Raw genomic sequence first — 12,277 nt, 5'->3', positions numbered from 1 at the left:
CTCCGCGACGAAGCCCTGCGGATCGAGCAGTATCGCCTCATCGTATCCCGCATCAACCGCCTCAAAATTTGCCATCTGCGAATTGAAATAATTCGCGCTCGCTTTGGCTTTTGCCATCATCGAAAATTGCGCCGGCTTTATCCACGATGAAATTTTGGCTTTGATGCCCTTGCGTAGCGCCTCTTCGCCCATATACGCGCCCCATTGCCACGCTGCGACGATGACATTTAACGAGCAGTCCTTGGACGAAACGCCCATCGAGCCATAGCCGAAGTACGCTAGCGGGCGAATATAAACAGTCTGATCGAAGCGGTTTTTTGCGACGACGTCAATCTGGGCCTGACGAAGCCGCTCGAAGCTAAACGGAAGCTTGATTAGGCAGAGTTTTGCCGAAATTTCAAGCCTGCGAGTGTGCTCGTCCAAGCGAAAAATCGCGTAGCCTTTGTCGGTTTTATAAGCGCGTACGCCCTCAAATACGGCGTTTCCATAGTGCAAAGAGTGCGTCAAAACGTGAGTAGTGGCCTCCGCCCATGGGATTAACTTGCCGTCTTTCCAGATGAGCTCGGCCTCTTGAATTTGTGCCATTTTTTGATCCTTTTGTTTAAAATTTAATCTACGATTTTAGCCAAAACAATATTAATTTCTAAGAAATTCTATCGGTTGAAATTTGATGCGATTTTAAGATGCACGACGAATCGTGAGTTCAAATTTAGCTCGTAACTCGGTGCAGATGGCATTAAAATTCTACGAACGAAAGCCCGATGCCGATCTTATTGACGCTGCGTTTGTAGTCCGCGAGGCTCTCGCCATAGCCGTTAAAGTAGCGCAGATAGCCGTAAAATCCGCTGTTAAAGATCGGGAAGCTGTAGTTCAGCTCGATCGCGCCGCGGTTGCTGCCGTCAAAATGTAGGTTGTTTCGCCACAGAGCGCTAAGTCGCTGCTTGCCGAAGGTGTATGACGCGCGCAGATCGCCGTAGCCCATATAATCCGCGATGTCCTCGTTCGTGCGGTCCAGCCAAAACGCATACCAGGCTCTGGGGGTGATCGAAAATCCGTCCGCACTCCACGTGCTTTGCGCGTAGAGCCTATTCCATGAGCGCGATTCCTCGCCGCCCTTGCCGTTTGACTCGTGCATGGCGCCTATCTTTAGCTCGTCCGCAAACGGCACCGGCGCGCTAACGTAGAGCTCGGGGCGATAGTTGCTCTCGCGGAAAGGCGCGCTATCCTGCGTGATCTGCCACCAGGAATTTTGCGCGTAAGCGAATGAAATTTTCTCTCCAAGTCCCAGCGCGTCGTAGGCAATCGGGCGCTCGAAGCTAAACTCAAAATGCAGCTCATCCGCCTTGCGATCGGGCTTTTTGCTAAAATCGTGGGTAAAGAGCATATAGATCGGCTCGTAGTATTTAAGCCCCAAAAATCCAAAATTTCGACCATTTTGCTCGCCTTGCGGCGCGGAATCCAACGCAGCGGAATTCTGCGAGAGCGAGGCGGAATTCGATGATTCTAAATTTGACGCAGAGCCTGACGCAGCCGAGCCTGCGTCTGTGAAATTTGACGAAGTGGGTTTCGGCGCGGAGGAATTTTGTGCGAAAGAATTTTGCGACTCAGCGGAGTTTAAAACGGCGATATCGTCGTGCGAAGCGCGGTTTTCTGCGGACGAGGTAGAATTTTCTGCGACTTTTCGGCGCGACTTTTCGCCCCTTTCCGCTAGACTTACCGCGGCGATCTTTTTGTAATAGATCATCGCGTTTTTGTAATCGCCCTTGGCCTCGTATTCGCTAGCCTTTGCGTATAGCTCGGAGAGATCTTGCGCGGCTAGGCTCATGGCGCAAAGCGCGAGCGCTAAAGCTTTAAATTTCATCTACGCCCTTTAAATCGTTTTGATAATTTATATTTAAAAACTGCTCTTTGTTTTTGAAATTTAACACTTTGGAATTTGCAGATCCGATGAGCGCGCCGATCTTATGCTCTTTCGCGCGGTAGAGCTCAAGCGCGCGCGGAGCGAGATCCGCGTCAAAAAATCCGCACAGGCTGTGTCTATGCGCTTCGTCGCCCGCTACGCAAATTTGCCCCTCTTGCTCGCTAAGAGCGCGAATGGTGGAAATTTCTACAAAGGGCATGTCGGCAGGGATGATAAAAATGCGCTCGCCGCTAAATGGCTTCAGTGCCGAATACAGCGCGCCCATTGGCGAAAATTCCTCAAATTCGTCGTAGATCATAGGAAGCGGTGGGCTAAATTTAGAGCTTTTGGCGCAGGCGAAAACCCGCTCAAACTCGCGGCTTAAGCGCGAAAAAAGAAAGTGCGTCATGCTGGGATGCCCGCGAAATGGAAACAGCGTTTTGTCGCTGCCGAAACGCGAGCTTTTGCCGCCGCAGAGAATGACGCAGGTTTTCATAGAAATTTCACCGGCTTTCATCGATCTTTATCGCGGTGAAATTTTAAATTTGAAAGTAAAATTTGAAAGAAGCGCGGGCATATCAGTCTTTTTGCATATATTTGGCTTTGCCAAGGGCGTTGTTTGCGATGAACTGATAAAGGCTCGGCGCCTGAAGCTTGGCTAGCTCGGGGTATTTGGCTTTAAGCGTCTTCCAGATGTCATATACGCGCATACCGCTTGCGTAAAGCTTCATAATCTCGCTAAAATGCGGATCGTAAAGGCTCGGCTTTTTATACAGCGAGAGTTTGCGGTCGGTATCCAGCACCGCGTTTGCCTCGATAAAAGTGGCTATATCGCGCTCGCTTACTTTGGCAAAATCCTTTTCGTAATGAGCCTTCATATATTTTAAAATTTCTTTATTGCTAACGCCTTGGAAGTGCATTTTCTTGATCTCGAAGCGATACGCGTATAAGAAATCCTCGCTTTTTTTGGCGGTTGCGCGAAGTCTTGTTTTTTCATCTTTGAACGTCACGGAGATAAAGTGCGTAAGCCCGGGCGCAGTAACGGCGTTTTTGAACGCTTCGTCCTCCTCGCCGATCTTTTTTAAGATCGCCTTGACGGTGTAGCCTTGGGCGATGAGGTTTGAAATTTTATCTTTATAAGGTTTATAGTCGAATCGCACGCGCCTAAAGCCCGTCTCGACGCTGATTTTTTTGTAGATCCTCGCATGCTCTCTAGATGTAAAATACCTAGATTTCAGCCCTTTGCGGAGTTGTTCGGCAACCGCGGTAAAATCGTCATAATCGGCGATAGACGCGATTAATTCCTTTTCGTTTACGACCCTGCCGTTAACGACCGCGATGGTAATGACCTTCATATTTTCTCCTTTGATTGGGCACAATTCTAACTTAAAACTATAAACTCAAATTTAATTATTTATTATCAAGGATTGCGGAGGATTTGTGTTTGCGAGGTAGAATTTTACGCGCTAAGATTTAGTATTTTGATTGATTTTTATATCTTTTTGTGCTTGTTCTCACGCCGCTTTTTTATACTTTTTTGTGTAGAGATGAAGCGGGTTTGCAGATATAAATTTTACCCGCAAACTTTAACTAAATTACCCGCACAAATTAGCTTTTTTTAAACGAAAAAAGCTTTTTGATCTTCGTAAGCCCAAGCTTCATGCCGCTATATTTCATCATCTTAGCCATATTTACCCACATTTCGCGCTCGTAGCACGGATGCGGGCAGTGGTGACAGCGTGGCTTTTCGGTATGGGGGCAGGCACCAAGGCGCGCGTAGGCGTAACGCAGCATCCGCTCGCAGTCGCTACAGAGATGAAACTGCGTCTGCACTAGCCCCTTATCGTCTTTGTAGTCATGAAGCACAGCACCATCTTTTTTAAGCGCGTCCGTATGCTTGCCATCGCAGTAAATTTGGATAAATTTCGTCACCGTGTTTACTTCGTAAATAAATTTTTCACTCGTCATCTTTGATCCTTTGGGGCAGATTTTATCTAAAAGAGACAAAAATACTCTTGAGCGCGCTCAAGCTAAAATTTATAGAATTTTAAATTCCGCGGAATTTCGCTTTATCTCTCGACCTTGTTGCTTAATAGAGTCGCAATGAAGCGTGTTTTGTCGTTTGAAGCAAGCGCGATTTGCAAGCTCATCGTAAGCGGCACAGCCAAAAATAGCCCGCCGATACCAAGCACAAAGCCCCACAGCAGCAGCCCCGCAAGCACGCTGATCGTTGAAAGCCCGAGCCCTTGCCCTAAAAATCGCGGCTCGATGATATTTCCGATCGCTACGTTTACGACTAAATAGATTGCGATAGTCCAGATGCTAGAGCTTATATCCATCGTAGCTAGCGTCACGAAAAGTGTCGGAAAGACCGCTACGATCGAGCCTATCGTAGGAATGAAATTTAGCACGAAAGCTAAAATCCCCCACAGCGCGGCATATGGAACACCAAGAGCCCCGAGCCCGATGAGCGCACCGGTGCAAGCTGAAGCGATAGTTTTGATTAGCAGATATTTTTTGAGGCTGGAAGCAAATTTCTTCACGAAAGTGTGCGTAGCGCGGCTACTTTGCGAAAAATAGCGGATTTTTTCGTCGATTACGGAGCTTTCAAAGACCATAAATGAAACCATTATAAAAATGAAAAATCCCGTCGAAACTATTGAGCCTGTCTTACGCAGTAATGCCGATAGCTGCGCGGCGGCTTCGCTTGGATCGATGCCCAGGCTTGCGGCGTTGAGCTCTATGCCGAAGCGAGAGAGCTTCGCACTCACGCCTCCTAGCACCTCTTCAAATTTTGCTTGAAGCTCGGGCAGGCGCGCTGAAAATTCCTTGATCGCATCGAAGATGACTGCGCCGAAAAACACTATAATCGCCACGAAGGCAAAGGTGATGATGAGGAAGCTAAAAACGCGCCCGACGCGGATCTTTTGGACATAAAGCACCAGCGGCGAGACGAGCACCGTGATGAAAATAGCTAGCAAAAATGGCACGACGATAGCCTGCGCGGCTTTAAGACCAGCCAGGATGATTACGACGCAGGCAACCGACATCAAGGACATTTGAAGCTTCAAGGATTCTCCTAAATTTGACATTTTCGCAGAGCTTTTACGCGAAATTTTGATGAAAGGATTTTAACTAAAATTCCATAAATTTTAAGACGGAATTTTAAAATTTCATCGCAAAATTCTAAGATACGCGTAAATTCTTAGCGGGCGCAAGAAAAGTTAGAATTTTTTGCTAAAATTTTGCGAAATTTACATAAGCAGGATCAAAAATGAAACTTCCCAAACAGCTTTTAGATCGTTACGCCGTGGAGCGTCAAAGCGCAGGCGAGGCGCAGCGGACGGCGAATGAGATCGCCTTTGCGCCGGTGGTCTTTCAGGTCTCGCGACTGATGAAAAAATTTGGAATTTTAAGCGCGCTTCATGAGGCGCGGGACGGGCTAAGCATAAGCGAGATCGTGAAGAAGCTCTCGCTTAGTGAATACGCCGTAAAGCTGCTTTTGGAAAGCTCGCTTAGCATCGGCACGGTGCTGCTGTGCGGCGAGAAATTTCGGCTCAGCAAGGCGGGATATTTTCTGCTCACAGACGAGCTTGTCGGCGTGGATATGGACTTCATCCACGACGTGTGCTACGAGGGGCTATTTAGGCTCGAAGAGACGCTAAAATCGGGCAAACCCGAGGGGCTAAAGGTTTTTGGGCAGTGGGCTACGATCTACGAGGCGCTTTCGCATCTGCCGCCGCACGTGCGCAAAAGCTGGCTCGCGTTTGATCATTTTTATTCGGATTTGGCGTTTGAGCCTGCGCTAAAGATCATTTTCTCGCGCAAGACGGATAAAATTTTAGACGTAGGCGGCAACACGGGGCGCTTTGCTAAGCGGTGCGTAGGCTACGACGAAAATGTGCGCGTCACGATAATGGATCTTGCGGGGCAAATTTCGATGATGAAAGACGCCGTCGCAGGCGCGCAGGGCGCAGAGCGCATAGACGGGCTTGCGGCCGATCTGCTAGATCCCGCTACGCGCTTTCCGCGCGGCTTTGACACGATCTGGCTAAGTCAGTTTTTGGACTGCTTTGCAGAGGAGCAGATCGTAAGCATCCTCGCGCGCGCGGCGGAGTCGATGAGCGCGAAGGCGCAGCTTTATATTTTGGAGCCGTTTTGGGACAGGCAGCGCTACGAAACCGCCGCGTATAGCATGACGCAGATCAGCGTGTATTTCGCCGCGATGGCAAACGGTAATAGCAAAATTTATCGCTCGGACGATATGATTAAATTTGCGCAGCGCGCCGGGCTTAAAATTTCACGGATCCACGACGGGCTGGGCGTCGGACACACGCTGCTGTGCTGCGAAAGAGCGCGTGATGGACGCGCAAAGCTTAAGCGCGCGGCTAAATAAGCCGATTAAAATTTTACTAGTGCTTTTTGGAATCGGAATTTTGGCAAATGTGGCGATGGAATTTTATGCGGAGAAAAAACGCGGCGAGCTAGAGCGAAACTTCTGCGAAAGCGAACAGGTGCGAGATGCACTAGCGCAGATAAACGAGGGCGCGCCGCGCAGGATCGACGATGCTACGATTTTAAAAGGCGCCGCATGCGAAGAGGGTAGCTTCATATACGATTACGCGCTAAATAGCTCGCCGAATTTAGACCTTAGCGCGCTGGACGCGGGCGATGCGGAAATTTTAAAAGAGATGCTGTTTGCCAAGGCGAAGGCCGGCTTTTGCAGCACGGAATTCTAGCAGCGCCTGCGGGAGCTCGGCAAAACGATGGTGTTAAATTACGAGATAGAGGGTTTGCCACCAATACAGCTAAAGCTTGATAAAAATAGCTGCGAACGGTGAATTGTAAAACCCAAGCGAGGCATTTGATTAGTCGCATTTTATAACGACGCATTGGCCGGCTGACACATCTGCAAGCTTGTGAGCAAGCCTATACTTTGACGTAGAATTTTATTGCGAGCAGGTCGCGGATAAAATTTAGCAAGATTTTATCGCCGCAAGTGCGGCGTCACAATAAATTCTAAAATTCTGACTCAAAATCTACGATGCTGTTTCAAATAAAATTCCGCGCAATTTATAGAATTTCGCGTTAAAGCTTTACGCAGTGTTTGCGCTGCTACACAGATATAATTACGCGTGAAATAGTAAAATTTTAATGAAAAACGCCACTGGCAGAACCTGACGCATTAGATCGCGGCTTAAAAAGGACTCGGCGCGTTTTAGCGCTTTGTGGCGACGAAATACACGCTGATCTGCGTCATACTATACGCGGCGGCGCTGTAAAAGCTAAGCAGAAATTTTAGCATGTTGCTTTTGCACAGGCGAAATCAAAAGCGAAGCGGATAAATTTTAAGCGAATTCGGCGCGGGCGAGCAGGCAAAGGCTCGCGCCGCGCTAAATTTTAAATCCTGCACAAGCGCTACTTGCAGTCGCTAGGCTTAAATTCTACCCTTATAAATTCTTCGCCACTTTTTATCTTATAGCTCCATATCGCGCTGTTTATTAGCGGATGCATTACCTTCATCTGGTTGCAAAAAATTTGCTTATTTTGGCTATCTATGACATTTTGTATCACGGTTTTTTGATCATTTCCGACACTGTCAAATTTCATCCCCATGCCATCATTTAGCTCGTAGTTGTAGATAAAGCTGCCATCCTTGCACTCAGCGCCCGTTAACGTGGTAATCTCGTCGACTCGCATCGGCGCACTCTTATTGATACCTTCCACAGCCGCTTTGAGCTGGACATTATCGCAGCTTGGTGCCGCAAAAAGAGCCGCGAAAGCAAACGGAAGCAATAAAAACTTTTTCATAATTCTCTCCTTAAAAAATTTAGTAATGATATAAAAATTAATATTAATCGGTGCTTTAAATTTAGGGCGAATTTTTGGTGCCGCGAATATGGAATTTTATGCAAGCAGGGCAGAGAATGTGAAAAATTTATTTACAAAATTTGGCTCCGAAAAGTGAAATTAGGCAGTATGTCAAGATGCGGAATTTATCGGCTTGCCGCACTTAAATATGAGCTGCTAAGTTAAATTTCATAGCGCATTTTACGGAATTTAACTCAGCTTGCGGGATTAAATTTGATGCTTAGAGTACCGACAAACTCGGTATCAAAAGGATTTAATGCCGCAGGCGGGATAAATCCCGCAAGAAAGCGCGTCTATGGGCGCCTTAAAGCCATGTTAATTATATCGCTAAGGATTTAGGCGCGACGATCCGCAAGTGCGTGTCGTAAGATCGCCGCGACAAATTTTACCACAAGATGGCGGGCAAAAATAAGCGACCAGATGCCGCTTACCACGCACAAAGGCGCAAGCACGATTAATTATCGTTGATTACGTCCAAAATTTCTCTAGCGTGCACGGCGTAGTCGTTCGCCATAGATTTTTGAAAGATCCCGCCGATCTGCGCGTACGAGCCCTGACCGCCGCCGAAAAACTCCTCCTCACCGAAGTTGCGCTCGTTTACGGCGATATTTTGGTTATAGATCGGCTTTCCGTTTTTAAACATTTTTAAACGTAGATTGTAGCGTACGAAGGGCTTTGCCGAAACATCGATGCCGTCGGAGCTGTAAAAGCCAAAACCGAACGAACTAAGCTCAGGCGCGATGACGAGCCCTTTGCCTTGCAGCGCCTTTTCGTCGTCGGTGACGCTTACGCGCCTTAGGTAAGTGCCAAAGAAGCGCTTTGCCTCGCCTGCGACGAACTCGCCGACGTCGATTTTAAGCTCATCGTCTCTGCCTAGCTTCGAGCTTGCGGCGTAGCTTTTCGTCCCCATTAGCTCGCTAGGGATATAAATGAGCGCGCTTTGCATGGCGTTAGTCGCGCTTATAGTGTCGTCAAACGGCGCTACATCGGCGTTTTGATTAAACTGTGCTTCATATGCGCAACCGCTAAAAAGCGCGCAAACTATTGCGGCTAGAAAGAAATTTTTCATTGTTTGCTCCATGTAAAAATTTTTGTAATTCTACCCCGCGTGTCTAAATTTTACGCTGAAACGGGCGGAATCGCTCTTTAATCCAAGCTAAAAAACCGCCTAAGCTTACGCTTAAAAGTGTCTTTTGGAACTTGCGTATCGCCGAAATCATCGCTCCAAATTTCGTTCTTGTCAGTGAAATAGGTAAAATTTTGCCAATGCGGGATAAAATTTGTTTTCTGCTCCACGGTTATATTTTTGTCTTTGCAATACTGCAAAATTTCATCCAGTTCGCGCTTTGAGTAGATGTTTATCAAAAAATAGTTGCGATTTTTAAATTTAATCACGACATTTTTATTTAGCAGACTTAGCGGCTCTTTGTTTTTAATTAACATAAAAATTTTAAACGGCAAAACAAGCAAGATAAAATTTATCGTATAGTATAAAAACAGCGCCAGTTTGCCGATATGCACTCCAATAGATGATTTTTTATAAAGCTCGTAGGACGTAAGATAGTGAAATCTACCAAAGCTATCCATGAGCTCTGAAACCACGCAAAAGCTTATTTTATCTATATCCGTAAGATTGCATATTTTATTGGGCTCTGTACCTTGCATGAAATTATAAGATAGCTTGTCATTATAAAACGTAAAATAAGAGGCTCGGAAATTGCATTTTGCGTACCACCATATCTGTGCTATGAATAGCGCTACGGCGCACAATACCATAAACAAATCGTCGCCTTTTATAATATCCATAAAAGTGGCATTAGTCGTATATGCAGAGTAAAAAAGCACTATGGATAAAAATAGGCTTTTTTCTTGAAAATAAACCGCTCTGTCTATGATTTTGATCGGCTCTTTGTCGTAATCCCTCATAAAATTCCTTTTTGGTATGATCTTTGACGAAGCGCATTTTATCACCGCCTCGCTTTCGACGCGTTTAAAGATGCGGGGTATTTGCGGAGGCGCTTGCGGCGAGGCGAGTTGCGACGAGCGGCGATCATCCTCGTTAAGCGGACGGACAATGTGGATCTTTGCGACTAGTTATGGGGCTTTCAGACACAGAGCGAGCTTGTTTGCGACCGCTTCGATGGCTGCTTCAAGCGCCGAGCGATCTCATCTGCGATTGCCGCGGACGGAATTTTGCTCGAAATCTAGCCCCAATCTCGCCGCGAAATACTCGCGCAGCATCCGCCTTCGCGCTTCTAGCCTTATCCAGACTACCCCGCGGGTCTAAATTTTACGCTGAAAACCGAAAAATTTCACGCCTTAATGTCGTAGCTGAAATTTTTCAAAAAATATATGCGTAAAGCTTCGCGCTCGGCTCGGCTAGGACGGATGCAAAAAAATACTGCCGCGCCCGTATCGTCCCTCCCGCGCAGTAGCAAGCAGTCGCGCAGTCGTAGCCCCGCTCGCCCGTCTAGCCTTCGCGCGACGACGAGCTTTGAAGCGATCAAAATCGCAAAAATGCCCGCCGCTGCATAGATCGCAGCCTCGGCAAAGCCGAATTTGATCGTCAAAAACACGCCCGCGACGTATGCGAAAAGAAGCAAGAATTTTAAAATTTCTTGCAGTTTCAAAAACCGTTCGTAGCTTATAAACGGCACGCGAAACGTCCGCACGAAGCCGAACGACGGCTCTATCAGATCGACGCATCCAAGCATAAGATCGTATTTGTCTAGCCCTCTGCGAAAGGATATTTTAAGCTCGTCAAATTCCACGCGCGCCGCCTCTTTGCTACCGCTTCGCAGATAAAGTAACGCTAAAAACATAAAAACGATCGTCAGACTAGGCTTGGCTTGCTGCGAGCGTAGCGGACTGTCCGTGTAAAACAGCTCCCCCGATCCGCCGATGTCTAAAGAGATAAAAATGCAAAAAAACGCAAGGATAGAGGCGGAGAAAATTCTATAAAATGTATCATCGCAGATGAGGCTGAATTCGAGCTTTTACATTAGTTTTTATATAGCGGCGCGTCGGTGATTTTAAATCTAAATTTATTGCCCGCGCCGATAAATTTTACGAAGCTCGCTACGTCAAATCCCTGCTGCGGCGCGCTTAGCGGCGGCTTAGCAAGGATCTCGAAGCTTAGCCCCGCGTAGTTGAAAAACTTGCCGCAGCGCCGAAAGCCGTGTCTGCCGTAGAATTCTATGCGGCGCAGGCGTTGCGCGAGATTGGGCGCGTCCTCGTGCGGAGGCTCGACGTCAAGGACGATTTGCGCGCTTGGATTTTGCGTGACGATGAGCGCGAGCAGCCTTGAGCCGATCCCCAGCCCGCGAAATTTCGCATCGATACCGAGATAGGCCACGTAAAAAATCTCGCTCTCCCCGCCGCTTGAAATTTCGCTCTCATCGTAGCACAAAATCTTTCCCTTTGCGGCATCGGATGAAATTTCGCTCTCCGTAGCGCTCGATGGGATTTCGCCGCGCACGCTCACATTTGAAATTTTATCTGTCGCGGCACCGCGATATAGAATTTCTCTCGCACTCGCCTGCTTTAAATCGTCGTCCGCGTATTTTATATTATCGCTCGCTAGCCTTTGATCAGCGCCCGCGCCCAAAACCCCGTCACTAACGCTTAAATCTGAAATTTCATTGCTCGTAACGTAGTTTAAAATTTCGTCGCTCGCAGTACCGAAAGATCCCGCATCGCAAGCGAATTCCGCGCCACCGTGAGCTTTAGATCTTAAAATTTTATCCGCATTTAGACGAGGCGGCGGCTGTTTGTGGTGCAAAACCGCGCGCTTGTAGGTTTGCTCGGTCCTATAGACGCAAAACCCAACGAGCTCCTCGCCGCTTAAATTTTGCGCCGCCGCATTGGAATTTTCGCCTGTCGCCGCGCTGGGATTTTTACTTTCCAAGCTGGATTTTTCACACGTCGCATTAGATTTTTTACCTATCACGCTGCGATTTTCGGAACTCAAAGAGGCGAATTCTGCCGCACCTCGGTTATCCGCATCGGAATTTTTACCCGCAGCGTCACGATTTTGGCTAGTTTCGCCGCGATCTTGCGGCGCACATAAATTTTCACTTTCCGCCGCACGATTTTTACCCGTAGCGCCGTCAGTGTTCAGGGCGCTAAAATCTTCGAAAATCGCCGCGATTTCAAGCTGTCCTTTGCGCGACATTTTTAAGAAATTTTTTATGCTGATACGTTCGATTTCGGGGAACGCTGCGACGTTGATCGCCTCTATGCGCGCGATCAGCGCCGAGCCCTCGCCAATACGCTCAAGTCTCATTTGCCCTCCTTGTCGCGATAGGCCTACCGCGTAAATTTAAAATTTACTCGCCTCACTCGCGGGAATTTCATCGCTCGACCCTAAAATTTCATGAAATTTCGCAAAATTTAAAGGGCGGCTCGTCTAAATTTAATCCTAGCCGTAAATTCGCTTCAAATTCCCCAGCGTCGTGCTCGCGTTTAGCAGCAGCGCATCGGCGACCACCAGCCGCGCCATCGCGG

At 47.7% G+C, this 12,277-nt stretch carries 13 protein-coding genes; 2 read left to right on the top strand and 11 right to left on the bottom strand.

The window, feature by feature from the left end:
* From Q0256_RS11225 to Q0256_RS11200, 6 genes are all read right to left on the bottom strand, one after another.
* A partial coding sequence (locus tag Q0256_RS11225) for an aminotransferase class IV (RefSeq protein ID WP_297963145.1) occupies nucleotides 1-585 on the bottom strand: 585 nt, incomplete at its 3' end.
* 151 nt (nucleotides 586-736) lie between these two features.
* On the bottom strand, nucleotides 737-1,861 hold the full coding sequence (locus tag Q0256_RS11220; RefSeq protein ID WP_297963142.1) for a phospholipase A: 1,125 nt from the start codon (nucleotides 1,859-1,861) through the stop codon (nucleotides 737-739).
* Entirely contained in the window at nucleotides 1,851-2,417 is a 567-nt protein-coding gene (locus Q0256_RS11215; protein WP_297963140.1) for a molybdenum cofactor guanylyltransferase, read from the bottom strand. The genes Q0256_RS11220 and Q0256_RS11215 overlap by 11 nt, the downstream gene beginning before the upstream one ends.
* Before the next feature lie 61 nt (nucleotides 2,418-2,478).
* Complete coding sequence (locus Q0256_RS11210) at nucleotides 2,479-3,255, bottom strand: hypothetical protein (protein ID WP_297963137.1); 777 nt, start codon at nucleotides 3,253-3,255, stop codon at nucleotides 2,479-2,481.
* A gap of 253 nt (nucleotides 3,256-3,508) precedes the next feature.
* The gene (locus tag Q0256_RS11205; RefSeq protein WP_297963134.1) at nucleotides 3,509-3,868 is read right to left on the bottom strand and encodes a nitrous oxide-stimulated promoter family protein; all 360 of its coding nucleotides are present in this window, start codon (nucleotides 3,866-3,868) and stop codon (nucleotides 3,509-3,511) included.
* 101 nt (nucleotides 3,869-3,969) lie between these two features.
* Nucleotides 3,970-4,971: an AI-2E family transporter gene (locus tag Q0256_RS11200; protein ID WP_297963132.1), complete on the bottom strand. Its 1,002-nt coding sequence runs from the start codon at nucleotides 4,969-4,971 to the stop codon at nucleotides 3,970-3,972.
* Nucleotides 4,972-5,174: 203 nt separating this feature from the next.
* Here Q0256_RS11200 and Q0256_RS11195 point away from each other — a divergent pair, with 203 nt between their 5' ends.
* Nucleotides 5,175-6,296, top strand: coding sequence for a methyltransferase (locus tag Q0256_RS11195; RefSeq protein ID WP_297963129.1), 1,122 nt, complete (start codon nucleotides 5,175-5,177; stop codon nucleotides 6,294-6,296).
* Complete coding sequence (locus Q0256_RS11190) at nucleotides 6,262-6,639, top strand: hypothetical protein (protein WP_297963126.1); 378 nt, start codon at nucleotides 6,262-6,264, stop codon at nucleotides 6,637-6,639. The genes Q0256_RS11195 and Q0256_RS11190 overlap by 35 nt, the downstream gene beginning before the upstream one ends.
* A gap of 679 nt (nucleotides 6,640-7,318) precedes the next feature.
* Here Q0256_RS11190 and Q0256_RS11185 read toward each other — a convergent pair.
* The 5 genes from Q0256_RS11185 to Q0256_RS11165 form a co-directional block, all read right to left on the bottom strand.
* A complete protein-coding gene (locus Q0256_RS11185; protein ID WP_295150746.1) occupies nucleotides 7,319-7,711 on the bottom strand; it encodes a hypothetical protein in 393 nt (130 codons plus the stop codon).
* A gap of 514 nt (nucleotides 7,712-8,225) precedes the next feature.
* Nucleotides 8,226-8,840 carry a hypothetical protein gene (locus Q0256_RS11180; RefSeq protein ID WP_177387144.1) on the bottom strand — a complete coding sequence of 205 codons (615 nt, stop codon included), beginning with the start codon at nucleotides 8,838-8,840 and terminating at the stop codon, nucleotides 8,226-8,228.
* Between the two features lie 77 nt (nucleotides 8,841-8,917).
* The gene (locus Q0256_RS11175) at nucleotides 8,918-9,697 is read right to left on the bottom strand and encodes a hypothetical protein (RefSeq protein ID WP_297963123.1); all 780 of its coding nucleotides are present in this window, start codon (nucleotides 9,695-9,697) and stop codon (nucleotides 8,918-8,920) included.
* A 386-nt stretch (nucleotides 9,698-10,083) separates the two neighbouring features.
* Nucleotides 10,084-10,593: a hypothetical protein gene (locus Q0256_RS11170; RefSeq protein ID WP_297963120.1), complete on the bottom strand. Its 510-nt coding sequence runs from the start codon at nucleotides 10,591-10,593 to the stop codon at nucleotides 10,084-10,086.
* A 179-nt stretch (nucleotides 10,594-10,772) separates the two neighbouring features.
* On the bottom strand, nucleotides 10,773-12,056 hold the full coding sequence (locus Q0256_RS11165; protein ID WP_297963118.1) for a hypothetical protein: 1,284 nt from the start codon (nucleotides 12,054-12,056) through the stop codon (nucleotides 10,773-10,775).
* Between the last annotated feature and the right edge of the window lie 221 nt (nucleotides 12,057-12,277).

It is taken from the genome of uncultured Campylobacter sp., assembly GCF_937949835.1.
In the GTDB taxonomy this organism is placed as follows: Bacteria; Campylobacterota; Campylobacteria; order Campylobacterales; family Campylobacteraceae; genus Campylobacter_B.
Note: the sequence above shows the minus strand (reverse complement) of the source record. Positions and strands in the feature narration are given on the sequence as shown.

Coding starts and splice junctions, on each gene's coding strand:
- Q0256_RS11215 (WP_297963140.1), bottom strand. CDS start 2,417: ATGAAAGCCGGTGAAATTTCTATGAAAACCTGCGTCATTCTCTGCGGC.
- Q0256_RS11190 (WP_297963126.1), top strand. CDS start 6,262: ATGGACGCGCAAAGCTTAAGCGCGCGGCTAAATAAGCCGATTAAAATT.
- Q0256_RS11220 (WP_297963142.1), bottom strand. CDS start 1,861: ATGAAATTTAAAGCTTTAGCGCTCGCGCTTTGCGCCATGAGCCTAGCC.
- Q0256_RS11165 (WP_297963118.1), bottom strand. CDS start 12,056: ATGAGACTTGAGCGTATTGGCGAGGGCTCGGCGCTGATCGCGCGCATA.
- Q0256_RS11205 (WP_297963134.1), bottom strand. CDS start 3,868: ATGACGAGTGAAAAATTTATTTACGAAGTAAACACGGTGACGAAATTT.
- Q0256_RS11180 (WP_177387144.1), bottom strand. CDS start 8,840: ATGAAAAATTTCTTTCTAGCCGCAATAGTTTGCGCGCTTTTTAGCGGT.
- Q0256_RS11185 (WP_295150746.1), bottom strand. CDS start 7,711: ATGAAAAAGTTTTTATTGCTTCCGTTTGCTTTCGCGGCTCTTTTTGCG.
- Q0256_RS11210 (WP_297963137.1), bottom strand. CDS start 3,255: ATGAAGGTCATTACCATCGCGGTCGTTAACGGCAGGGTCGTAAACGAA.
- Q0256_RS11175 (WP_297963123.1), bottom strand. CDS start 9,697: ATGAGGGATTACGACAAAGAGCCGATCAAAATCATAGACAGAGCGGTT.
- Q0256_RS11170 (WP_297963120.1), bottom strand. CDS start 10,593: ATGTTTTTAGCGTTACTTTATCTGCGAAGCGGTAGCAAAGAGGCGGCG.
- Q0256_RS11195 (WP_297963129.1), top strand. CDS start 5,175: ATGAAACTTCCCAAACAGCTTTTAGATCGTTACGCCGTGGAGCGTCAA.